Origin of the sequence: Achromobacter sp. Root565, from assembly GCF_001427425.1 — a bacterium.
GTDB classification, from domain to species: Bacteria; Pseudomonadota; Gammaproteobacteria; order Burkholderiales; family Burkholderiaceae_B; genus Achromobacter; species Achromobacter spanius_D.
Window position 1 is genome coordinate 358734 of the sequence record NZ_LMGO01000005.1, and the last position, 22759, is coordinate 381492.

General features: G+C 65.3%; 15 protein-coding genes and 1 pseudogene. 12 read left to right on the forward strand and 4 right to left on the reverse strand.

Annotated features, from left to right (window positions below):
• Positions 1 to 216 precede the first annotated feature (216 nt).
• The gene (locus tag ASD71_RS18290) at positions 217 to 687 is read right to left on the reverse strand and encodes an Lrp/AsnC family transcriptional regulator (RefSeq protein ID WP_056567804.1); all 471 of its coding nucleotides are present in this window, start codon (positions 685 to 687) and stop codon (positions 217 to 219) included.
• Between the two features lie 193 nt (positions 688 to 880).
• Between ASD71_RS18290 and ASD71_RS18295 the strand changes: the two genes are divergently transcribed.
• Positions 881 to 1897, forward strand: a complete 1017-nt coding sequence (locus ASD71_RS18295; protein ID WP_056567807.1) for a 1-aminocyclopropane-1-carboxylate deaminase — start codon at positions 881 to 883, stop codon at positions 1895 to 1897.
• 14 nt (positions 1898 to 1911) lie between these two features.
• Here the strand turns inward: ASD71_RS18295 and ASD71_RS18300 are convergent, their stop codons facing one another.
• A complete protein-coding gene (locus tag ASD71_RS18300) occupies positions 1912 to 3153 on the reverse strand; it encodes an MFS transporter (RefSeq protein ID WP_056567809.1) in 1242 nt (413 codons plus the stop codon).
• A gap of 147 nt (positions 3154 to 3300) precedes the next feature.
• On the opposite strand from ASD71_RS18300, the gene ASD71_RS18305 reads away from it, so the two are divergent.
• The 4 genes and pseudogenes from ASD71_RS18305 (at position 3301) to ASD71_RS18320 (ending at position 7825) form a co-directional block, all read left to right on the forward strand.
• A complete protein-coding gene (locus ASD71_RS18305; protein ID WP_056567812.1) occupies positions 3301 to 4209 on the forward strand; it encodes a LysR family transcriptional regulator in 909 nt (302 codons plus the stop codon).
• Between the two features lie 121 nt (positions 4210 to 4330).
• Positions 4331 to 5275, forward strand: a complete 945-nt coding sequence (puuE, locus tag ASD71_RS28410) for an allantoinase PuuE (RefSeq protein WP_056567815.1) — start codon at positions 4331 to 4333, stop codon at positions 5273 to 5275.
• Between the two features lie 62 nt (positions 5276 to 5337).
• Positions 5338 to 6597, forward strand: a pseudogene (locus tag ASD71_RS18315) (hydantoinase/carbamoylase family amidase); the annotation flags it as partial.
• Between the two features lie 4 nt (positions 6598 to 6601).
• A complete protein-coding gene (locus ASD71_RS18320; protein ID WP_056567819.1) occupies positions 6602 to 7825 on the forward strand; it encodes a M20/M25/M40 family metallo-hydrolase in 1224 nt (407 codons plus the stop codon).
• A gap of 468 nt (positions 7826 to 8293) precedes the next feature.
• Here ASD71_RS18320 and ASD71_RS18325 read toward each other — a convergent pair whose 3' ends face one another.
• Complete coding sequence (locus ASD71_RS18325; protein WP_056567820.1) at positions 8294 to 10345, reverse strand: OPT family oligopeptide transporter; 2052 nt, start codon at positions 10343 to 10345, stop codon at positions 8294 to 8296.
• 210 nt (positions 10346 to 10555) lie between these two features.
• Here ASD71_RS18325 and mdeB point away from each other — a divergent pair, with 210 nt between their 5' ends.
• The 3 genes from mdeB (at position 10556) to ASD71_RS18340 (ending at position 16318) form a co-directional block, all read left to right on the forward strand.
• Entirely contained in the window at positions 10556 to 13243 is a 2688-nt protein-coding gene (mdeB, locus tag ASD71_RS18330; RefSeq protein WP_056567824.1) for an alpha-ketoglutarate dehydrogenase, read from the forward strand.
• A gap of 224 nt (positions 13244 to 13467) precedes the next feature.
• Positions 13468 to 15768, forward strand: coding sequence for an NADP-dependent malic enzyme (locus tag ASD71_RS18335; protein ID WP_056567827.1), 2301 nt, complete (start codon positions 13468 to 13470; stop codon positions 15766 to 15768).
• A gap of 97 nt (positions 15769 to 15865) precedes the next feature.
• Positions 15866 to 16318 (forward strand): DUF2214 family protein, encoded by a 453-nt coding sequence (locus ASD71_RS18340; RefSeq protein WP_056567830.1) that lies wholly within the window; start codon positions 15866 to 15868, stop codon positions 16316 to 16318.
• A 21-nt stretch (positions 16319 to 16339) separates the two neighbouring features.
• Here the strand turns inward: ASD71_RS18340 and ASD71_RS18345 are convergent, their stop codons facing one another.
• A complete protein-coding gene (locus tag ASD71_RS18345) occupies positions 16340 to 17452 on the reverse strand; it encodes a hypothetical protein (protein ID WP_056567833.1) in 1113 nt (370 codons plus the stop codon).
• 137 nt (positions 17453 to 17589) lie between these two features.
• On the opposite strand from ASD71_RS18345, the gene ASD71_RS18350 reads away from it, so the two are divergent.
• From ASD71_RS18350 to ASD71_RS18365, 4 genes are all read left to right on the forward strand, one after another.
• On the forward strand, positions 17590 to 18162 hold the full coding sequence (locus ASD71_RS18350; RefSeq protein WP_369818974.1) for a fimbrial protein: 573 nt from the start codon (positions 17590 to 17592) through the stop codon (positions 18160 to 18162).
• Between the two features lie 79 nt (positions 18163 to 18241).
• Positions 18242 to 18979 (forward strand): fimbria/pilus periplasmic chaperone, encoded by a 738-nt coding sequence (locus tag ASD71_RS18355; protein ID WP_056567839.1) that lies wholly within the window; start codon positions 18242 to 18244, stop codon positions 18977 to 18979.
• A 138-nt stretch (positions 18980 to 19117) separates the two neighbouring features.
• Positions 19118 to 21688 (forward strand): fimbria/pilus outer membrane usher protein, encoded by a 2571-nt coding sequence (locus tag ASD71_RS18360; RefSeq protein ID WP_056567842.1) that lies wholly within the window; start codon positions 19118 to 19120, stop codon positions 21686 to 21688.
• 14 nt (positions 21689 to 21702) lie between these two features.
• Positions 21703 to 22728 carry a fimbrial protein gene (locus ASD71_RS18365; protein ID WP_162253570.1) on the forward strand — a complete coding sequence of 342 codons (1026 nt, stop codon included), beginning with the start codon at positions 21703 to 21705 and terminating at the stop codon, positions 22726 to 22728.
• The last annotated feature ends 31 nt before the right edge of the window (positions 22729 to 22759 follow it).

Here is a 22759-nt window from a genome sequence, read left to right on the forward strand (position 1 = left end):
AGCCTATGGTCGAGAAGTATAACCCTTTGAGTTTACGGGCGTCTTCCTGCGTTTCTGTGACGCAAAAGGCGTTTCGGAATGCTGTCATGCGGCAACGGAATGTCCGTCCAACCCCTTCAAATTCGCCGTCTACGCGCCTCCAAAATCCGTCAATCCAAAATGCGGCAGCGCGTCATTTCAAATAGCGGAAAAGATGAGTGTTGCGTTTACGCCTCGTCAAACCGGTAGCGCGGTGGTCGACATGATCTCTTTGAGTACGAAAAAAGTACGAATCTGGCGCACGCCGGGCAGCTTGATGATCTCGCCCGCATGCAGCTTGTTGAAGCGTTCCAGATCCCGGATACGCAACATCAGGAAATAGTCGAACTCCCCCGCCACCAGGTGGCATTCCAGGCAGCCGCTGATGCCCTTGGCCGCTTCCTCGAAGTCGGTGAACGAATCGGGCGTCGAGCGATCCAGCACCACCCCCACGATGACCAGTGTGGCCATGTCCACGTCGGCAGGTTCCAGCAGCGCGACCGTCTTGCGGATGACGCCTTCGCTCTTTAGCCGTTCAACGCGCCGCAGGCAGGCGGCGGGGCTGAGGTGCACGCGTGCGCTCAAGTCCAGATTGGTGATCTGCGCGTCGTCCTGAAGAATGCGCAGGATCTGGCGGTCGATGCGGTCCAGCGTGAAAACAGCGGTCATTGATAACGTCCCTGAAAATTAAATTTCGCCGGCGTTTTTATTTTGGAAATATTAAATCCATTAATCGAGATTAATGAACTTCTGATTTGGTGGATTAAAAAAATACGCAATTGACCGCTCAACCCCATGATTTCTATGATTTTTGCGAACCCTGCCGAGAAGCGCGGGGCCGCCAGGATCACCAGGAGCCACCATGGATCTGCAACGTTTTCCCCGTCATCGCCTGACCTTCGGCGATACCCCGATCGAAAAGCTGGACCGGCTTTCGCAGCATCTCGGCGGCAAGGTCGAGATCTACGCCAAGCGCGAGGACTGCAACAGCGGCCTCGCCTTCGGCGGCAACAAGCTGCGCAAGCTCGAATACCTGATTCCGCAGGCGCTGGAACAGGGTTGCGACACGCTCGTCACCATCGGCGGCATCCAGTCCAACCACACGCGCATGGTCGCCGCGGTCGCCGCCAAACTGGGATTGGCCTGCGTGCTGGTTCAGGAGAACTGGGTGGACTATTCCGATGCGGTCTACGACCGCGTCGGCAACATCATGATGAGCCGCCTCATGGGCGCGGACGTGCGCCTGGTCGATCAGGGCTTTGACATCGGCTTTCGCCGCAGCTGGGAAGAAGCGCTGGAAGAGGTGAAACGCCGCGGTGGCAAGCCCTACGCCATTCCGGCCGGCGCATCCGATCACGAGCTGGGCGGCCTGGGCTACGTGGGCTTTGCCGAAGAGGTGCGCCGCCAGGAAGCCGAACTGGGATTCAAGTTCGACTACATCGTCGTCTGCGCGGTCACCGGCAGCACGCAGGCCGGCATGGTGGTGGGCTTTGCCGCCGACGGCCGCGCCGACCGCGTCATCGGCATCGACGCATCCGCCACGCCGGATCAGACGCGCGCGCAGGTCCTGCGCATCGCGCGGCGCACCGCCGACCTCGTCGGACTGAAAAAGCCGATCGAAGACACGGACGTGGTGCTGGACACGCGCTACGCCTATCCCGCGTATGGCCTGCCCTCAGCCGAAACCAACGACGCCATCCGCACGTGCGCCCGGCTGGAAGGCATGATGACCGACCCCGTGTACGAAGGAAAATCCATGCAGGGGATGATGGACATCATCCGCAAAGGCGAGATTCCCGCCGGCTCGAAGGTCCTGTATGCGCACCTGGGAGGGGTGCCGGCGATCAACGCCTACAGCTTTCTGTACCGCAACGGATAGCGGCGGGTTCGGGGTCACGGGGTGGCCTTGCGGGGACTTGCGGTGATGTTGTCGCCCGGGCCGGCCGCCATGGGAAACCCATGGTGGCGCGCCGCCCCCGCCACGATCAGCGTCGCCGCCAGCAACACCAACAGGGCCGGCGCAAACGCGGCGACGCCCACGCCTTCGAGCAGGATGCCGCCGATGACGCCGCCGCCCGCGATCGCCAGGTTCCAGGCAGTGACCAGCATCGACTGCGCCACATCGGCCGACTCGCCCGCGGTCTTGGCCAGCGCGGTCTGGAACAGCGTCGGCGCGCCGCCAAACGCCAATCCCCAAGCCGCCACCGCCGTGATCACGACGACGGAATTCTTGCCGCTGATGCCCAGGGCCAGCGCGGACAACGCGAACAGCGCCGTGCTGGCCAGCGTCATGGCGCGCAGATGGCTGTCGATCAGGACGCCGGTGACCCAGAGGCCGATCAACGACGACAGGCCGAACACCAGCAGCATCATGTCCGTGCGATCGTCCATGCCGCGCGCCGCCAGGAAGGGCGCAATGTAGGTATAGAGAATGTTGTGTGCCAGGACGAACGCGAACACCACGAACAGCACCGCGCGCACGCCGGGCAGGGTGAAGACGCGGCGCAGCGGCGCGCGCTTGCCCGTAGCCTGCCCCGCGAAGTCCGGCACCTGGATGCGCACCCACACCATCAGCATCAGCGCAAGCGCGCTCATGATGCCGAAACACCAGCGCCATCCCACCAGATTGCCCAGGAAGGTCCCCGCCGGCACGCCAAGCGACAACGCCAAAGGCGTGCCCACCATGGCGATGGCGATGGCGCGCCCCTTCTGGCGCTCCGGCACCATGCGCGCGGCATACCCCGCGGCGAGCGCCCACAGCAGCCCGGCGGACACGCCAGCAACAAAGCGCGCCGCCATCGTCAGCGCGTAGCTGGCGGACACCGTGGTGATGGTGTTGGCGATGACAAAGCCAGCAATCGCGGCCAGCAGCAACGGGCGCCGGCGCACGCCTTGCGTCGCGGCGGTCAAGGGTATCGCGGCCACCAGCGAACCGATCGCGTAGATCGTCACCCACTGTCCGGCCATCGCTTCGGAAATATCCAGTCCCGCGCTGATCTGCGGCAACAGGCCGGCTGGCAGGGCTTCCGTCAGAATCGTGACGAAACCGGCCAGCGCCAGGGCCAGCAGTGCTGCAATGGGAAGACGCGCCTCGTGCGCGCCGGGACCGGGGGCCACCGCCTGAAAACCTGCCATGTTCTGCCTTTTGTCCGGCCGGCGGTGGGCGGATTGGCCCAACGCCGGCGCGTGTTGTGTGAAGGCAGCCATGTTGGCGGCTGGCGCGGTTCAGGACAATAATGCCGACGTTCAAAACATATCGGACAAATTGTCCTGAATCGCATCATGGTCGAATCGCTCAGCGCCATTGCAGCCTTTGTGCAGGCCGCGGAATTGCGCAGTTATTCCGACGCCGCCCGCCATCTGGGCGTGTCGGCGTCGGCCGTGGGCAAAAGCGTCTGCCGGCTGGAAACGCGCCTGGGCGTGCGCCTGCTCCATCGCAGCACGCGCAGCATCACCTTAACGGCCGAGGGCGCCGTTTTCCTGGAACGCTGCCGCCGCATCCTGTGCGAGCTCGAGTCCGCCGAACTGGAACTTTCCGAAACCCGCCAGGCGCCGCAAGGCATATTGCGCATCAGCCTTCCGCTGGTCGGCATGCTGGTCATGCCGGCATTGACGGCCTTCATGCACCGCTACCCGGCCATCGAACTGGACGTGGATTTCTCGGATCGTCTGGTGGACGTCATCAACGAAGGATTCGACGTCGTGATGCGCACTGGCGAACCGACGGACTCGCGGCTGGTGTCGCGTCCCGTTGGCAACTATCGCCTGCTGCTCGTCGCGGCGCCGGGTTATCTGGCCAGCCGCGGCACGCCGCGCAGTCCGGCGGACCTGCAGCATCACGCCTGCCTGCAGCACCGATTTCCCAGCACCGGAAAACTCGAACCGTGGCCGTTGACGCGCGACGCCGGCTCGCCCGAGTGGACACTGCCCGTGTCGATGGTGTGCAACACGTCCGCGGCCCTGCTGGATGTGGCAGTGGCGGGCCTGGGCATCGCGTGCCTGCCCGATTTTCTGGTGCAGCCCGCCCTGCAGCGTGGCGACCTGGTTTCGGTGCTGGACGGCCATGTCGAACACCAGGGCACGTTCCGGCTGCTGTGGGCGTCCAGCAAGCATCTGGCGCCCAAGCTCCGGGTATTCATCGACTTCATGGGCGCGAAGTTGTTCAAGGATGCCAACGCCGCGACGGCGTGACATACGCGGTGTAGGGGCATTCGCCGATGGCCGAGGGCTGGTATTTGATGTACATACTTTGTATACATGATCGGACCTGCGTCAGCACGTGGCCGATCATTCCTCCTTCCTGCGACCGCCGATGCCCGTCTACGACTCCACGCTTCCCTACCCCCGCGACCTCGTCGGCTACGGGCGCCATCCGCCCCACGCGCAATGGCCGGGTAACGCGCGGATTGCCGTGCAGTTCGTGCTCAATTACGAAGAGGGCGGCGAGAACGGCGTGCTGCATGGCGATGCCGGCTCCGAGCAGTTCCTGTCCGAGATGTTCAACCCGGCCAGCTATCCAGACCGGCATCTCAGCATGGAGAGCATCTATGAATACGGGTCGCGGGCGGGCGTGTGGCGCATCCTGCGCGAATTCGAGAAGCGGCAACTGCCGCTGACGGTGTTCGGCGTCGGCATGGCCCTGCAACGCCATCCCGATCTGACGGCTGCCTTCGTGGAACTGGGCCATGAGGTCGCCTGCCACGGCTGGCGCTGGATCCACTACCAGGACGTGGACGAAGCCACCGAACGCGAGCACATGCGGCTGGCCATCGACGCCATCACGACGCTGACCGGCGCGCGGCCACTGGGCTGGTACACCGGTCGCGACAGCCCGCGCACGCGCCGGCTGGTCGCCGACGACGGCGGATTCGAATACGACAGCGATTACTACGGCGACGACCTGCCCTTCTGGATGCGGGTGCGCAAGACCGATGGCTCGACCGCGCCGCAGCTCATCGTGCCCTACACGCTGGACTGCAACGACATGCGCTTCGCGCTGCCGCAGGGCTACTCGCACGCCGAGCCCTACTTCCAGTACATGAAGGACAGCTTCGACGCGCTCTACGCCGAAGGCGACGAGGCGCCCAAGATGCTCAGCATCGGCATGCACTGCCGTCTGCTCGGCCGCCCCGGACGCATCGTCGCCCTGCAACGCTTTCTGGATCACATCGCGCGCCACGACCGCGTCTGGGTCTGCCGCCGGCTGGACATCGCGCGCCACTGGAAAGCCACGCACCCCTACACCTCCGACCGTTGAACAGGACGACCATGGCTAACAATCTGAACGATCCGAACGTCGAGCCGCGCCCGCAGGAGCGCTTCGGCGAACCCGGAATGGGCAAGGACATCTGGGACTGGCACGAGGCGCTCAGCGTCTATAGCGATCCCGGCTACGCCGAAAAAGGCCTGCTCACGGTCACCTACCTGACCGACGCGCACCGCGCCTGCGCCGCGCGCATCTCCCAATGGATGCAGGACTGCGGCTTTGACGAGGTCGGCATCGACGCCGTCGGCAACGTGGTCGGGCGTTACCGCGCTGCCCAGGCCGGCGCGCCGGTCCTGATGACGGGCAGCCATTTCGACACCGTACGCAACGCCGGCAAGTACGACGGCCGGCTCGGCATCTTCGTGCCCATGGCCTGCGTGCGCGCGCTGCACCGCCAGAACCGGCGGCTGCCCTTCGACGTGGAGGTGATCGCCTTCGCCGAAGAAGAAGGCCAGCGTTACCGCGCGACGTTCCTGGGATCGGGCGCCCTGATCGGCGATTTCAAGCCCGAATGGCTGGACCAGAAGGACGCCGACGGCATCACCATGCGCGACGCCATGCTGCACGCGGGCCTGGACATCAACGGCATTGCCGGCCTGCGGCGCGATCCGGCGCGCTACCTAGGCTTTGTCGAGGTCCACATCGAACAAGGCCCCGTGCTGTACGGAATGGGGCTGCCGCTCGGCGTCGTCACCTCGATCAACGGCTGCGTGCGCCATCAGGTGCAGATTCTGGGTCAGGCCAGCCATGCGGGCACCACGCCCATGGACCGCCGGCGCGACGCCGCCGTGGCCGCCGCCGAACTGACGCTCTTTGTCGAACGGCGCGCCGCCCGCGATGGCGACTCGGTCGGCACGGTGGGCATGTTCGAGGTGCCCAGCGGGTCGATCAACGTCGTGCCGGGCGAGTGCCGATTCAGCCTGGACCTGCGCGCCCCCAGCGATGCGCAGCGCGACGCGCTGGTCAACGACGTGCTGGCCGAGTTGGCCGCCATCTGCAAGCGGCGCGGCCTGCGCTACACGCTGGAAGAAACCATGCGGGCCGCCGCCGCGCCCAGCGATCCGCGCTGGCAGCAGCGCTGGGAACACGCGGTCGGCGCGCTGGGCGTGACCGTGCACCGCATGCCCAGCGGCGCGGGCCACGATGCCATGAAGCTGCACGAGATCATGCCGCAAGCGATGCTGTTCGTGCGCGGTCAGAACAACGGCATCAGCCACAACCCCAGCGAATCCACCACCAGCGACGACATCGAACTTGCCGCGCAGGCCATGCTGGGCCTGCTCGATGCGCTGGCCAACGAAACCTCGACATAACGCCATGACCGATTACGCTCGACTCGACGCCTGGGTGGACGCCCATTTCGACGAAGAAGTCCGCTTCCTTCAGGAACTTGTGCGCGTGCCCACCGACACGCCGCCCGGCAACAACGCGCCGCACGCCGTGCGCACCGCGGAACTGCTGCAGGGCTTTGGCCTTGAAGCCGAAGCGCATCCCGTGCCTGCGCAGGCCGTGCAGGACTACGGCATGCAGTCCATCACCAACCTCCTCGTGCGGCGCGAATACGGCGGCGACGGCCCGCGCATCGCGCTCAATGCCCACGGCGACGTGGTGCCGCCCGGCGACGGCTGGACGCACGATCCTTATGGCGCCGAGATCGACAACGGTAGCCTGTATGGCCGCGCCGCAGCGGTCAGCAAGAGCGACTTCGCCAGCTTCACGTTCGCCGTGCGGGCGCTGGAAGCCATCGCCAAGCCGACCCGCGGCGCGGTGGAATTGCACTTCACCTATGACGAGGAATTCGGCGGCCTGCTGGGCCCCGGCTGGCTGCTGGCGCAGGGGCTTACGCGCCCCGACCTGCTGATCGCGGCCGGCTTCAGCTATGAAGTCGTCACCGCGCACAACGGCTGCCTGCAGATGGAGGTGACGGTGCACGGCAAGATGGCCCACGCCGCCATTCCCAGCAGCGGCGTCGACGCCCTGCAAGGCGCCGTCGCACTGTTGAATGCGTTGTATGCGCAGAATGCGGAGTACCGCAAGATCACGTCGCAAGTCCCGGGCATTTCGCATCCGTACCTGAATGTGGGGCGGATCGAAGGCGGCACCAATACGAACGTGGTGCCCGGCAAGGTCAGTTTCAAACTGGACCGCCGCATGATCCCCGAAGAAAACGCCACCGAGGTCGAGGCCGACATCCGGCGCATCATCGAGGAAACCGCGGCGTCATGTCCCGGCATCCGCGTGGACATCAAGCGGCTGCTGCTGGCCAATTCGATGCGCCCGCTGCCCGGCGCGCAGCCGTTGGTGCAGGCCATCCAGCAACATGGCGAGGCCGTGTTCGGCGAACCCATCCCCGCGATGGGCACGCCGCTGTACACCGACGTGCGCCTGTACGCCGAAGCAGGCATCCCCGGCGTGATCTACGGCGCGGGTCCCCGCACGGTGCTGGAATCGCACGCAAAGCGCAACGACGAACGCATCAATCTGGAAGACCTGCGCCGCGCAACCAAGGTGATCGCGCGTACGCTGGCGGATTTGCTGTAACGGGGCGTGGGTGTCTGACACCAAAAGAACCGGTGTCTGACACCCCTGGCACATTCCGGCGCATTGCAGACCGTCTCACGCGGGTGTCAGACACCTGACGGCACATCTGCAACACCGGTGTCTGACACCCCTGGCGCATCCCGGCGCATTGCAGACCGTCTCACGCGGGTGTCAGACACCTGACAGCACATCTGCAACACCGGTGTCTGACACCCCTGGCACACCCCGACGTATTGCAGACCGTCTCACGCGGGTGTCAGACACCTGACGGCACAACAGCAACACCGGTGTCTGACACCCCTGGCACACCCCGGCGCATTGCAGACCGTCTCACGCGGGTGTCAGACACCTGACGGCACATCTTCAACACCGGTGTCTGACACCCCTGGCACACCCCGGCGCATTGCAGACCGTCTCACTCGGGTGTCAGACACCTGACGGTGCATCGCTGGTGTCCGCCCCGCGGATTTACGCCAGCCGCATCACCCGCCGCCAGAACAGCACCGCCACCATGACAAACACGGCCAGCCCCAGGTAGGACGCCATGCCGGCGAAGTCTTCGCCAACAATCGCCAGTGGCGCCTCGGACCCCGCGGCCCCGATGATCGCGGCCATCAGCACGCCCACCAGGCTCTCGCCCACGATCAGCCCGGAGGCGAGCAGCACGCCGCGGCGGTTGGCCGCTTCGGCATAGCTGTAGTAGGGCTGGCCGGCGGCGGCAGCGCGGCGGCGCAGTGCGCCTTCCAGCAGCCACGCCAACAGCGCGCCCGCCACGATGGGCGCGGCCACGGTCGGCGGCAGGTAGATGCCGATGCCCACCGCCAGCACGGGAATGCGCGCGACCTTGCACGTGCGCTTCAGGATTTCATCCACCGCGATCAGCGCCACCCCGACGGCCATGCCGATCAGGATCATGGTCCAGTTGAGCTGATGCGTGAAGATGCCGCGCGTGATCGCCAGCATCAGCGTGGCCTGCGGCGCGGACAGCGCCTGCGACGGGTCCATGCCCTCGCGCGGCATTGCGTCCGCGAAACCATACGCGTTGTACAGCAGCTCCAGCACCGGCGAGATCACCGCCGCGCCGACCACGCAGCCGATCAGCAGCGCGACCTGCTGGCGCCACGGCGTCGCGCCCACCAGCCAGCCGGTCTTCAGGTCCTGCAGGTTGTCGTTCGAAATGGACGCCACCGCCACCACAGCCGACGTGCTGAAGATCGCCAGCGCGATCGCCATCTGCACGCCGTTCTCCAGCGCCATCAGGTCGCCACCCACGCCCAGCATCAGCACCGACACCAGCACGATGGCGACGATGCCCACGCCGGAGATCGGGCTGGTCGACGAACCCACCAGGCCGGCCATGTAGCCGCAGGCCGCAGCCACCAAAAAGCCGAACACAAACGCGAACAGCACCGCGTAGGCCACCAGCTTCCAGATGGCGCCCGACGACAGCGGCGTGCCGGACAGGAACACCTGGAACGTGAAGACCAGGATCGCCACCAGCACCAGCGTCACCGCAGAGATCCAGCCGGCCGACAGGTCCCGCTCGGTGCGCGGCGCGGTCCCGGCGCGGGCAGCGCCTTCCTTGGTCAATGCCGAAAACGACGCTTTCACGCCACGCGCCATCGGCACGAACAGCGTCGCCAGCGTCCAGATCGCGCCCACGGCGATCACGCCCGCGCCGATGAAGCGCACCTGCGAGGACCACAGACCGGTGGCGTACGACGCCAGCGTTGCGCCCGTGGGCATGTCGCCCATGGCGGTCAGGATGGGCACCGCGATGCCCCACGCGATCACCAACCCCGTCAACATCGCCAGCCCGGCGACGATACCGATCAGGTAGCCGGCGCCCAGCAGGGCCAGTGAAAAACCCATCGGCAGCCGGAACACCGCGCCGCCCAAAGCAAACCAGCCGCTGACGCTGTCGCCCAGGACCCGCAGGCCGTTGGCGGCAAAGCTGACCACGGCCGCCGCGACACCGCCCGCGACGATGTCGCCCATGCCCGTGGCGGCGGGTTTAACCGAGGCGCCCGCGGCGTGCTGCGGCGCGTCCTGCGCGCGCTCGGCGCTGCCGACGCGCAGAATTTCCGCCGCCGCCACGCCTTCCGGATACGGCAGATTGCTCTGCACCACCATCACGTGCCGCAGCGGAATCGTGAACATCACGCCCAGCATGCCGCCGGCCGCGCAGATGCCCAGCGTCTGCCAGAACGGAAAGCCCTGCCAGTGGCCCATCATGACCAGCGCCGGCAGGATGAAGATGATGGCCGACAGCGTGCCGGCCGCCGAGGCCTGCGTCTGCACCATGTTGTTTTCAAGGATGTTGGCGTCCTTGAACATGCGAAGGACGGACATCGAGATCACCGCCGCCGGGATGGCGGAGGAAAACGTCAGGCCCACCTTCAGCCCCAGGAACACATTCGAGGCGGTGAAGATGACGGTGATCAGCGCGCCGAGCAGGACGCCGCGGAAGGTCAGCTCGGGCAGTGTGACCTCCGGCGGAACGCGGATGGGCTCAGTCATGGGTTTCTCCCTATTGTTAGCGGCGAATTCTAGCGCTTCGCCGTCCACCCAGTGGTCACCAGCCGTAAGCACGAACTCGCAGTAGAACCTGCCGTGGCGCCCGCCCATGACGACACATTATGCTGAAAGCGCTGGATCCGGCCGGGGATTTCGATGCCTCATGCCTGGCGCATGGGTCTAGCATGAGGAAAAAACAGGAGACGACTTACCATGCTCGACCCTCGCCAGCCTCTTTCCGGAACGGCCCTCCAAGACGACGCCGACCCCGCAGAAACCGCCGAATGGCGCGAAGCGCTGCAGTCCCTGCTGGAGGCAGACGGGGCCGATCGCGCCGGCTATGTGCTGGACAGCGTGCTGGGCCATGCCGCCTCGCTCGGCCTGCGCGCCAACAGCCAGACCCGCACCGCCTACCTGAACACCATTCCCGCCGACCAGGAACCGCCCTTCCCCGGCAACCTGGCCGTCGAAGAGCGCATCGCCCGCATCAACCGCTGGAACGCGCTGGCCATGGTCGTGCGCGCCAACCAGGCGCATGGCGAGCTGGGCGGCCACATCGCCAGCTACGCGTCGGCCGCCGACCTGTTCGAGGTCGGCTTCAACCATTTCTTCCGCGCGCGCTCGGACGGCAACCCCGGCGACATCGTCTACATGCAGCCGCACTCGGCGCCCGGCGTCTACGCGCGCGCCTTCCTGGAAGGCTTTCTGGGCGAAGACGACCTGGCGCACTTCCGCCAGGAAATCACGGCCACCACGCGCGGCCTGCGGGGCCTGTCGTCCTACCCGCACCCGTGGCTGATGCCGGACTTCTGGCAGTTCCCCACCGGTTCCATGGGCATCGGCCCCATCAACGCGATCTACCAGGCGCGCTTCATGCGCTACCTGGAGCACCGATCGCTGGTGCCCGGCGCCGACCGCAAGGTGTGGGGCATCTTCGGCGACGGCGAAATGGACGAGCCCGAATCCATCGCGGCGCTCACGCTGGCCGCGCGCGAAAAGCTCGACAACCTGATCTTCGTCGTCAACTGCAACCTGCAGCGCCTGGACGGTCCGGTGCGCGGCAACGGCCGCATCATCGACGAGCTGGAAACCCTGTACGCCGGCGCGGGCTGGAACGTCATCAAGCTGGTCTGGGGCAGCGACTGGGACGCGCTGCTGCGCCGTGACACGGGCGGCGCGCTGGCTCGCGCGTTCGCCAACACGGTGGACGGCCAGTTCCAGACCTTTGCGGCCAACGACGGCGCCTTCAACCGCGCCCATTTCTTCAATCAGAATCCGGAACTCGCCGCACTGGTGGCTGACTGGTCCGACGACGCCATCGACCGGCTGCACCGCGGTGGCCACGACATGGTGAAGATCCACGCGGCCTACCACCGCGCCGCGCGCCACCGCGGCCAGCCCACCGTCATCCTCGCGCAGACCAAGAAGGGGTTCGGCATGGGGACGGCGGGCCAGGGCAAAATGACGACCCACCAGCAGAAAAAGCTGGACGACGAGGCGCTCCTCGCCTTCCGCGACCGCTTCGCCCTGCCGATTTCCGATGCCGACTGCCTGGCGCTCAAGTTCTACCGGCCCGCCGACGACAGCGCCGAGATGCGCCACCTGCAGGCGCGCCGCGTCGCGCTGGGCGGCTACATCCCGCGCCGCAACGCCGAGGCCCCACGGCTCGCGCCCCCGGACGCGGACCAATGGGCGCGCTTCGCCCTGGCTGCCGACGGCAAGGAAATGTCCTCCACGATGGCCATCGTGCGCATGCTCACCGCGCTGCTGAAAGACGCCACCGTCGGGCCGCGCATCGTGCCCATCGTCGCCGATGAAGCCCGCACCTTCGGCATGGCCAACCTGTTCCGGCAGATCGGCATCTATTCCGCGCAGGGCCAGCTCTACGAACCCGAGGACATCGGCTCGGTGCTGTACTACCGCGAGGCCCGCGACGGCCAGATCCTCGAAGAAGGCATCACCGAGGCCGGCGCGATCTCGTCATGGACCGCGGCGGGCACCAGCTATTCGGTCAACGGCCTGCCGATGCTGCCCTTCTATATCTATTACTCGATGTTCGGATTCCAGCGCATCGGGGATCTGATCTGGGCCGCGGCCGACCAGCGCGCCCGGGGCTTTCTGATCGGCGCCACGTCGGGCCGCACGACGCTGGGCGGCGAGGGACTGCAACACCAGGATGGCTCCAGCCACATCATGGCCGCCACCGTGCCCAACTGCCGCGCCTACGACCCGGCCTACGCCTACGAAGTCGCCGTCATCGTCGAACATGGCATGCATCGCATGCTGGACGAACAGCGCGACGAATTCTTCTACCTGACCGTCACGAACGAAAACCTGGCGCAGCCCGGCATGCCCCAGGACCCGGCCACGCGCGAAGGCATCCTGCGCGGCCTGTACCGGCTGCGGCCCGCGCGCGGCAAGGCGCAGGTGCGCCTCTTGGCCGCCGGCCCCATGCTGCGCGAGGCCGAGCTGGCCGCCACGCGCCTGCACGACGAATTCGGGGTGGACGCCGAGGTCTGGAGCGTCACCAGCTTTTCCGAGCTGGCCCGCAGCGGGCGGCAGGCCGAGCGCGCCCGCGTGCTGGGCCTGGACGCCCCTGCGGATCAGGACTGGGTGCGCGCGTGCCTGGGCGACAGCGGCGCGCCGGTGATCGCCGCCAGCGACTACGTGCGCGCCGTGCCCGAACAGATCCGCGCGTTCGTCACCGCGCCCTACCGCACGCTGGGCACGGACGGGTTCGGGCGAAGCGACACCCGGGCAAGGTTGCGCGATTTCTTCGAAGTGAGCGCGGAGTGGATCGCCCTGTACGCGCTGGACAGCCTGGGCAGGCAGGACGACGCGCGCGCGCTGCGCGAATCCCTGAATGCCGGCAGCCGCCAGGCGCCGCCTTGGGAAGTCTGACCCTCGACCATCGGACTGACGCAGCGCATGTGTTTGCTTGATTAAAAGCTAACCAAAGCGAACACTCGCTGCAGTGCAGCAACCAAGCACCCGCGCTTTCTGGTGAAATACGGGTGTTCCCCAAGCATTTCGCAAAGAATACGGCGGGCCGCGAGCCCGCCTTTTGGCATCCCTGTTTTTTTCATCCCTGTCTTTTTCCGTTAGCCCTTTCAGGCCCCGATCCCATGGACGAAACTCTTACCAAACTGGCGTTGGACTACCACGCCTATCCCACTCCCGGCAAAATCTCGGTCACCCCGACCAAGACCCTGGCCAACCAGGACGACCTGTCCCTGGCCTACTCCCCCGGCGTGGCTGCGGCTTGCATGGCCATTTTCGACCAAGGCGATGACGCGGCCTCCAAGTACACGTCGCGCGGCAACCTCGTGGGCGTGATCACCAACGGCACCGCCGTGCTGGGCCTGGGCAACATCGGCCCGCTGGCCGCCAAGCCCGTGATGGAAGGCAAGGGTTGCCTCTTCAAGAAATTCGCCGGCATCGACGTGTTCGACATCGAACTCGCCGAAAACGACCCGGACAAGCTGGTCGACATCATCGCCGCGCTGGAACCCACGCTGGGCGGCGTCAACCTTGAAGACATCAAGGCGCCCGAGTGCTTCTACATCGAGAAGAAGCTGCGCGAGCGCATGAAGATCCCCGTCTTCCACGACGACCAGCACGGCACCGCCATCATTTCGTCGGCCGCCATCCTGAACGGCCTGAAGGTCGTGAACAAGGACATCGGCTCGGTCAAGCTGGCATGCTCGGGCGCTGGCGCCGCCGCCATCGCCTGCCTGGACCTCCTGGTCCACCTGGGCATCAAGCGCGAAAACATCTTCGTGGTGGACTCGCGCGGCGTCATCTGGGACGGCCGCGACGAGAACATGGAAGCCAACAAGAAGCGCTACGCGCAAAAGACCGACGCGCGCACGCTCGCCGACGTGGTCAATGGCGCCGACGTGTTCCTGGGCTGCTCCACCGCCGGCGTGCTGACGGCCGACATGGTCAAGACCATGGCCGACCGCCCGCTGATCCTGGCCCTGGCCAACCCGGAACCGGAAATCCGCCCCGAAATCGCCAAGGCCGCGCGCCCGGACTGCATCATCGCAACGGGCCGCTCGGACTACCCGAACCAGGTCAACAACGTCCTGTGCTTCCCCTTCATCTTCCGCGGCGCCATGGATGCTGGCGCTTCGCGCATCACCGAGGAAATGAAGCTGGCGTGCGTCAAGGCCATCGCCGATCTGGCGCAGGCCGAGCAGAACGATGAAGTCGCCCGCGCCTACGCCGGCCAGGAACTGTCGTTCGGCCCCGAGTACATCATCCCGAAGCCGTTCGATCCGCGCCTCATCGTGCAGATCGCCCCGGCCGTGGCACAGGCTGCCGCCGACTCCGGCGTCGCCGCCCGTCCCATCGAAGACATCGAAGCCTACCGCCAGAAGCTGATGGGCTTCGTGTACCACTCGGGCCAGCTGATGCGTCCGCTGTTCGCCCAGGCCAAGAAGGCGCCCAAGCGCGTCATCTACGCCGACGGCGAAGACGAACGCGTCCTGCGCGCCGTGCAGACGGTCGCCGACGAAAAGCTGGCGTTCCCGATCCTGATCGGCCGTCCCGCCGTCATCGAGATGCGCATCCAGAAGGCCGGCCTGCGCCTCGTCGCCGGCCAGCACTTCGAGATCGTCGATCCCGAAGACGATAGCCGCTTCAACGAGACGTGGAACGCGTACTACCAGCTGAAGGGCCGTGAAGGCGTGACGCCGGCCATCGCCAAGGCGATGATCCGCAAGCACAACACGCTGATCGGCGCGATGCTGCTGCGCCGTGGCGATGCCGACGCGCTGCTGTGCGGCGTGGCCAGCAAGTACGACAACCAGCTCAAGTACATCGACGAAATCATCGGCAAGAAGGAAGGCCAGACGTACGCTGCCCTGAACGTGCTGATGCTGCCCGACCAGACGCTGTTCGTCACCGACACGCATGTCAACGAGAACCCCTCGGCTGACGAAGTCGCCAGCATCACCATCCAGGCCGCCGACGAAATGCTGCGTTTCGGCGTGGTGCCCAAGATCGCCCTGCTGTCGCACTCGAACTTCGGCAGCCGCGTCACCGAATCGTCGCGCAAGATGGCCGCCGCGCGCCAGATCGTGCAAGACCGCGCGCCCGACCTCGAAGTCGACGGTGAAATGCACGCCGACGCCGCCTTGTCCGAAAAGATCCGCGTCCTGGCCTATCCGGACAGCACGCTGAAGGGCCGCGCCAACCTGCTGGTCATGCCCAATCTGGACACCGGCAACATCACGTACAACATGCTGAAGATGACCGGCAGCAATGGCGTCGCGATGGGTCCGATCCTGCTGGGCGCCGCGCGTCCCGTGCACATCCTGACCACCAGCGCCACCGTGCGCCGCATCGTCAACATGACGGCGCTGGCCGTGGTGGACGCGCAGCAGGAAGCCGCGGAAGAAGCCAAGAAGCGCCGCCGCTGATCGCAGCGTCTCACTGAAGACACGCGGGCGCTCCCAACGGGGCGCCCGTTTTCATTCGGGATGGTAAAACCTAGCTTGTCCTTTACCTGGAGACGACATGCTGGCCGATGCAATGTATGCCTGGTTCCATTACCTGGCGATCTTCGTACTGGTGGTGGTCCTGACCGCCGAAGCCGTTCTGCTGCGGCCCGACCTGACGCCAGCCGGCGTCAAACGCCTCATCATCTACGACCGCCTCTACGGCGTGTCCGCGATCCTGGTCCTGGTCACCGGCGTGCTGCGGCTGACGCTGGGCGCCAAGGGCGCCGTGTTCTACATGAGCAATCCCTGGTTCCACGCCAAGATCTCGCTCTTCGTCGTCATCGCGCTCTGTTCCATCCCGCCCACGCTCACATTCCTGCGCTGGGCAAAACAACGTCGCCAGCAGCCCGAGTTCGTCCCCGCCCTGCCCGAGATCAAACGCGCGCGGCGCTGGGTGATGATCGCCTCGCACCTGTTCATCTTCCTGCCGCTCTTCGCGGTGCTGATGGCGCGGGGCATCGGCTATTGATGGGTTGGCGGATCCCGGCGGCTAGGGGCAGCGCGCCCGCGCCGGGCGTTCCGGCTCCTTGCCATCGACGATGAACGTGTCGAAGCGGAACACCCCCGCCGCTTCGTTCTCCACGATGTCGATCACCTCGCCCTGCAACGTCTGCATCACGGACTGGCCCTCGGGCACGTCCTCATGTCCCGGTCGCTTGGCGGCCTGGCCATCCCAGGGCGAAAAAACAAGGATGCCCGGGTACGGCTCACGCTCGCCCGAAGCCTTGCGCCGAGCCGTCTTGAATTGCGTGCCCGCGGCATAGGTCACGCCGCCAAACGGCGTGCGGCATGCCAGCTCCGCATCCGTGACCCGCAGCACTTCGCGCGACGCATCCAGGTAGATGCTGGGCCGGCTCAGATATAGCCCGAACACCTGCACGGCCGTCTCGCCCTTCACTTCCACTCGCCAGCGGTCCGGGTCGCGCGACCCATCGACATAGACGGTGCCGTCCGACCCGCGCAATACGGCGCCCGGTGCGATCTCCAGGCCCGCGGCCCGATTGCCGTCCGCCAGCACACATTCCTCGAACGCCTTGATGGCGCCATCAGGCATCACGTCGAACTTGATGTCCTGCGTGGCGTCGCAATGCCAGCCTTGCACCGTCTGCACGCCGGCACCGCGCAGGATCACCGAACGCGGATGCCTGCCCAGCAGCGCGTACGTTTCCTTTTCATACTCGGCATCGAGATAACGCCGCACCCAGGTCGCCTCTACACCCAGCATGGACACGGCTTGCGGAAAACTGGCCTCGACGTAGGTATCCAGCTTGCCTTCGTCCTGCAGCTTCAGGCGTGTCCCCGCCGGCATCTCGACGCCGCTTACCGCCGTGGGCTGCTGCAACATCACATTGCGCGCCGCTTCACCGCGTTCGATCTCCCGCTCGAGCTGCCACATCATGGTCTGGAACCACGCGTAGAAGCTGAACGGCACCAGCAGCACCAGGCAGAGGACGGCCGACGTCTTCCAATACTTGCGAACCGCGCGCCGCGCGCCGCGGCTGACTGCCAGAACCAGCACCCACCCTAACAGCAGGAGCCCGGCGAAAAAGCCGGCGGTAAGCAAGATGAAAAAGTTGGCGCTGGGAAGTGCTATCGGAATCATGGCGGTGATGCTATCCGCAAAATTAATCTCTGGCGAATTATCAGAATTTTATTAAAGACGCCGCTTCCAGGACCGACTGTAATCACACATGTCGCCGAGATGTACGCCATGAACCTCTGAACAGCACCGTCGGCGCATTGCTTTTCAGCCCTTTTGATAGAAATCAACTTATGAAGTCCAAGGTATTCATTGCGCTGGCCATCGGCGCTTTCGCTTCCACTTCGCAACCGGCATTGGCCGCGGACGGCACGATCACCTTCACGGGCGCGGTCTCCGCCAACACCTGCACCATCGATGGCAACGGCACAGGCAGCAAGAGCTTCAACGTGCTCATGCCCACGGTCGGTGTCGATGCATTGACGACGGCAGGCCAAACGGCCGGCACCACGCCTTTCACCATCCGTTTGACGGCCTGCACCCCGGATACGGGCACGGTTCACACGCAGTTTGAACCCGGCGCCAACGGCAATGCCGCAACCGGCAACCTGACCACCGCCGCAGGTGGCGCGAGCAACGTTGAAATCCGCCTCCTCAATAGCGACGAAACGCCTATCGACGTCACCGTGGCCGACGAAGCCCAGAACTCCAAAGCCGTTTCCTTGAACAGTGGCGAGGCCGCGCTTCATTACCGGGCCCAGTACTTCGCGCTCGGCCAAGCCGGCGCAGGCAACGTAACCGCCACCGCCAAGTACACCATCATTTATCAATAAGCCGTCCGGCCTGGCCTTTGCGTTGCCCTGAAGACGCCCGGATCAGTAGTCAAGCCCCATTTACAGTCCGAGGAAACCGATGAACCCATTCCAAGTAGTCCTAGCTGCCGGAGCGTTGGCAGGTCATATCTTCGCCGCCGCGCCGGCAACCGCAGCCGTCGTCATTGGCAGTACGCGGATCGTCTATGAGGCCGGGCAGGCGGAAGTCAACGTCAAGCTCAAGAACGAGGGCGACCAACCCGCCCTCACCCAAGCCTGGATCGACAAGGGCGACGCCAAGGCAGCGCCCGGATCCATCCAGGTGCCGTTTATCGTGACGCCGCCCGTCACCCGAATCGACCAAGGCAAGGGCCAGACCTTGCGCCTGATGCATACGGGCGAACCGATGGCCCGGGACAAGGAATCCGTCTTCTGGCTCAACGTGCTGGAAATCCCGCCCAAGGACAAAGCCAATCAGAACCTCTTGCAGATGGCGTTCCGGTCGCGGATCAAGCTGTTCTATCGGCCCGCGGGGCTCAAAGGCAAGGCCGAGGACGCGCCCTCGCAGGTCAGCTGGCGCCTGGTCAAGTCCGGCAACCGCAACGCCATCGAAGCCACCAACCCCACGCCGTATCACGTCACCTTCATCGAGGTAAACGTGGCAAGCAACGGCAAGCGCGCCCAGTTCGCCGACGGGGACATGCTTGCCCCGGGCGAAAAAAAGATCCTTCCCCTTGTGGGCGACGTGGTCCAGGGCGCAAATGCCGAAGTCACGTACCGCTTCCTGAACGACCATGGCGGCGCGGTCAAAGGCGCCGGGTCCGTCAGCGCCACCTAGCGCGACATAAGCATTACCGGCCCGGCTCGACCGGCCGGCTGTCCGCTCACCAACCCCATTCCCGACGCCAGCAACGCGGCACGATCGGCCGGCACCAGCCTGCCGGCAGCGCCGCGCCTGATCACGCCCGTGCCTATCATGGAACGTCTTGCTACCACGCCGCATTTCGCGCTCGCCGCGATCACGCTAAGCCTGCTCAGCGCAACTGCCTGGGCCGCAGGCAGCACCGAGCTCGCCGCCGTGGAAGCGGACGTGGAGTTCAACGAAGCCTTTCTGGGCGGCGCGAACGTGGACGTCAGCCAGTTCTCGCGCTCAAACAGCGCGATCCCGGGCACCTACCGCCTCGACGTGCTGGTGAACGACCGCTGGCTGGGACGTTCTGACGTGCGCATCGGCAAACCTGCTTCCGCAAATGCGCCGCTTCAAGCGTGCTTCGACCAGGCGCTGGTGGAGCTGGCGGGCATCGATCTCGCCAAGGTTGACGCCCCGCGCGCCGGACAGTTGTCCGGCGACCAATGCGTCGCGCTGACCGACCTGGTGAAGGAAGCGCGCGCAGAGTTCGATGCGGGCGAGCAGCGGCTGAACGTGACGGTGCCGCAGGCGTCGCTGGTCCGACAGGGCCGCGGTTTCGTGGACGCCAAGCATTGGGACGAAGGGGTGCCGGCCGCGCTATTGAATTACAACACCAACTTCTACACCTCTCGCGCTGATGGCAAGGCTTCGACACAGAGTTTTGCGGGTCTGAACGCCGGCGCGAACGTCGGCCCCTGGCGCCTGCGCCACACCGGCAACGCGACCAAGGACAGCAAGAGCGGCCTGCAGTATCAAAGCGTGCAGACCAATCTGCGGCGCAACATCACCGGCATGAAAAGCCAGCTGGTCATCGGCGATGCATTCACGGACGGGTCCACCTTCGACAGCGTCGGCTTCCGGGGCGTGCAGATGTCCAGCGACGATCGCATGTATCCCGAATCGCAGCGCGGCTTCGCGCCGACGCTGCGCGGCATCGCCAACACCAACGCGCGCGTCCAGGTCCGCCAGAACGGCAACATCATTTACGAAACGACCGTGGCCCCCGGCCCGTTCATCATCGACGACCTGTATGCCACGGGATACGGCGGCGATCTGGAAATGGTGGTCAACGAAGCCGACGGCCGGGTCCTGGTCTCCCGGGTTCCTTTCTCCGGCGCCGTGAATTCCTTGCGCCCGGGCGTGACCCGATACAGCGTTACCGCTGGCCAATACCGCACGCCGCAGACGGCCGATCGGCCCCTGATGGCGCAAGCGACTGTGCAGCATGGCATCAGCAATCTCGTGACCGCCTACGGCGGCCTGACCGCGGCGCAAGGCTACGGCGCCGTACTGGGCGGCGCCGCGTTGAACACGGATTTCGGCGCGTTTGGGCTGGACATCACCCAGGCGGCCACGCGCCTGTCCAAAGAAAAGAACCGCAATGGACAAAGCGTCAAACTGAGCTACTCCAAATTTCTGGAGCCCACCAGCACCAGTCTCACGCTGGGCGCCTATCGCTATTCCAGCCGCGGATACCTCAGCATGGCCGACGCCATGGAACTGAGATCCCGGCAGGAGCACGGGCAAGGCGCTGGCCAGTATGGAACGCAGCGCGGCCGCCTGCAGGCGACCATCAACCAGAAACTGCCGCAGGGCTATGGATCCATCCATTTCACCGGATCGACGCAGGATTACTGGGACAAACGCGGCCGCGACACCCAGATCCAGGCCGGCTACAGCAACAGCTACAAGAACGTGAACTACACCGTGTCGGCGACGCGTCAGCTCAACGTGGGTACGCAGAAGTGGGACAACCAGGTCATGCTCAACGTGGGCATTCCGCTGGGCCGCAACCAAAACCCGGTCTACGCGTCGACCAGCATGCAGAAGGGATCGGACGGTTCGAGCAGCATCCAGCAATCGGTGGCGGGGGCCCTCGGCGCCGACAACGCATTCAACTATGGCGTGAGCGCCGGGCGTGCCATGTCGTCAAGTGGTCCGGCCAACACCAACATCGCGGCGAACGCCTCGTACCGCACGCCGGTGGCCGCCGTGTCGGCCAACGCCAGCACCAGCTCGAACTACACGCAATACGGCGCGAGCTTTTCCGGCGGCGTCGTGGCGTATGGCGGCGGCGTCGTCATGACGCCAAACGCCGGCGAAACAATCGCAATCGTCGAGGCGAAAGACGCCGCTGGCGCGCGGGTGCTCACCAGCAGCGGGGTGCGCCTGGATTCCAAGGGCCGCGGGGTCGTATCGGCATTGACGCCCTACGCCAGAAACAGCATTGAGCTCGACCCCAAGGGCCTGCCGCTGAACGTCGAACTCAAGGCGACCGAGCAACATGTGGCCCCCACCGCCGGCGCGGTGGTTCGGCTGAGCTTCGAAACCGAAAACGCGGGAAGCGCGGCGCTGCTGACGGTGGCCACGCGCAGCGGAGAGCCCCTTCCCTTTGGCGCCGACGTGCAGGACGCCGACGGAAACAGCGTGGGTGTCGTGGCGCAAGGCGGCCGCGTGCTTGCGCGCGGGTTGAAGGACACACAGGGCATCCTGACCGTGAAATGGGGCGCGAACGATGGCGAAGCTTGCACGTTTGGCTATGCCCTAACCGAACAGCGTCTCAAGGATGCATCGCTGCCCCAGGCGAGCGGGCTGCTCTGCGACAAGACGGTGCCAGCCCGGATCGCCAAAAATTGATGATGGGAATATTGATGAACAAGACCATGTTGCGTGCGGCGCTCGGGCTGCTTGCCTTGTTGGGTTCCACGGCCTCGTGGGCGGCCTCGACCTGCACCCAGACGATAAGCTCGGTTTCCGTGAACACGCCGCCTCACATCACGATACCCCGTGATGCGGCCATCGGCACGGCCCTCACCGACTGGCTGACAACCGCAGCCACTACCGATTGGTTCAACTGCAGCGTTTCCGGAGGCGCCACCACGGCAACCGGTATGCACACCGTCGTTCCCAGCGCGGGGCAGACGAAGGTCGTTGACGGAATCACCTATGACGTCCATGCGACAGGCGTCGATGGCCTGGGTATCATCATTGGCGCCCGGAGCTACGTCAACGGCTGCGGATGGGCGGCATTCCAAGCCCTCAACCGAACCTGGAGAACCCGGGGATGCAACATGCAGGGCGCGCTTACCAACGGCGGGCAGCTACGCGCGATGTTCGTCAAAACGGGCCCCGTAGCCACCGGCATCGTTCCGCCGACAACCATTGCAAGCGCGGCATCGTTCTCGAATGAAGTCGGCAGCATGCTCGCTCAGGACCCCGGCGTGGAGATCCAGTTTGTCACCATGGCGCTGTTACTGATGTCGCAGGCCTGCACCACGCCCAACGTTTCCGTATCCCTCGGGTCTCCCCAGGCGTCGGTATTCAAGGGAGCGGGCTCTTCCAGTCAGCTTGTTGGGTTCGATATTTCTTTGAACGGCTGCCCCGCAGGCATGAGCGCCATTCACTACCAGATCGATGCCGTCACGCCTATCGTGGACGCCGCAAACACGGTTATCGGCCTGGATGCGAATTCAACGGCGACAGGCGTCGGCGTCCAGTTGCTGGACGCCGACGGAAATCCGGCCGTGCTGGGAACGAAGCTGCCGTTTGCCGGCTACAACAGCGCAACGGGCGGCAGCTTCAAAATCCCCTTGCGCGCCAGATATCGTCAAACCGGCGCCAAGGTCACACCGGGTTCCGCCAACTCGGCAGTCACCTTCACGATGAACTATCTGTAACCGCCAAACCGTAGCCGCCAGAAAAAAACGC

Coding starts and splice junctions, on each gene's coding strand:
- ASD71_RS18365 (WP_162253570.1), top strand. CDS start 21,703: ATGAACAAGACCATGTTGCGTGCGGCGCTCGGGCTGCTTGCCTTGTTG.
- mdeB (WP_056567824.1), top strand. CDS start 10,556: ATGCTCGACCCTCGCCAGCCTCTTTCCGGAACGGCCCTCCAAGACGAC.
- ASD71_RS18320 (WP_056567819.1), top strand. CDS start 6,602: ATGACCGATTACGCTCGACTCGACGCCTGGGTGGACGCCCATTTCGAC.
- ASD71_RS18335 (WP_056567827.1), top strand. CDS start 13,468: ATGGACGAAACTCTTACCAAACTGGCGTTGGACTACCACGCCTATCCC.
- ASD71_RS18360 (WP_056567842.1), top strand. CDS start 19,118: ATGGAACGTCTTGCTACCACGCCGCATTTCGCGCTCGCCGCGATCACG.
- ASD71_RS18325 (WP_056567820.1), bottom strand. CDS start 10,345: ATGACTGAGCCCATCCGCGTTCCGCCGGAGGTCACACTGCCCGAGCTG.
- ASD71_RS18290 (WP_056567804.1), bottom strand. CDS start 687: ATGACCGCTGTTTTCACGCTGGACCGCATCGACCGCCAGATCCTGCGC.
- ASD71_RS18340 (WP_056567830.1), top strand. CDS start 15,866: ATGCTGGCCGATGCAATGTATGCCTGGTTCCATTACCTGGCGATCTTC.
- ASD71_RS18300 (WP_056567809.1), bottom strand. CDS start 3,153: ATGGCAGGTTTTCAGGCGGTGGCCCCCGGTCCCGGCGCGCACGAGGCG.
- ASD71_RS18345 (WP_056567833.1), bottom strand. CDS start 17,452: ATGATTCCGATAGCACTTCCCAGCGCCAACTTTTTCATCTTGCTTACC.
- ASD71_RS18295 (WP_056567807.1), top strand. CDS start 881: ATGGATCTGCAACGTTTTCCCCGTCATCGCCTGACCTTCGGCGATACC.
- ASD71_RS18355 (WP_056567839.1), top strand. CDS start 18,242: ATGAACCCATTCCAAGTAGTCCTAGCTGCCGGAGCGTTGGCAGGTCAT.
- ASD71_RS18305 (WP_056567812.1), top strand. CDS start 3,301: ATGGTCGAATCGCTCAGCGCCATTGCAGCCTTTGTGCAGGCCGCGGAA.
- puuE (WP_056567815.1), top strand. CDS start 4,331: ATGCCCGTCTACGACTCCACGCTTCCCTACCCCCGCGACCTCGTCGGC.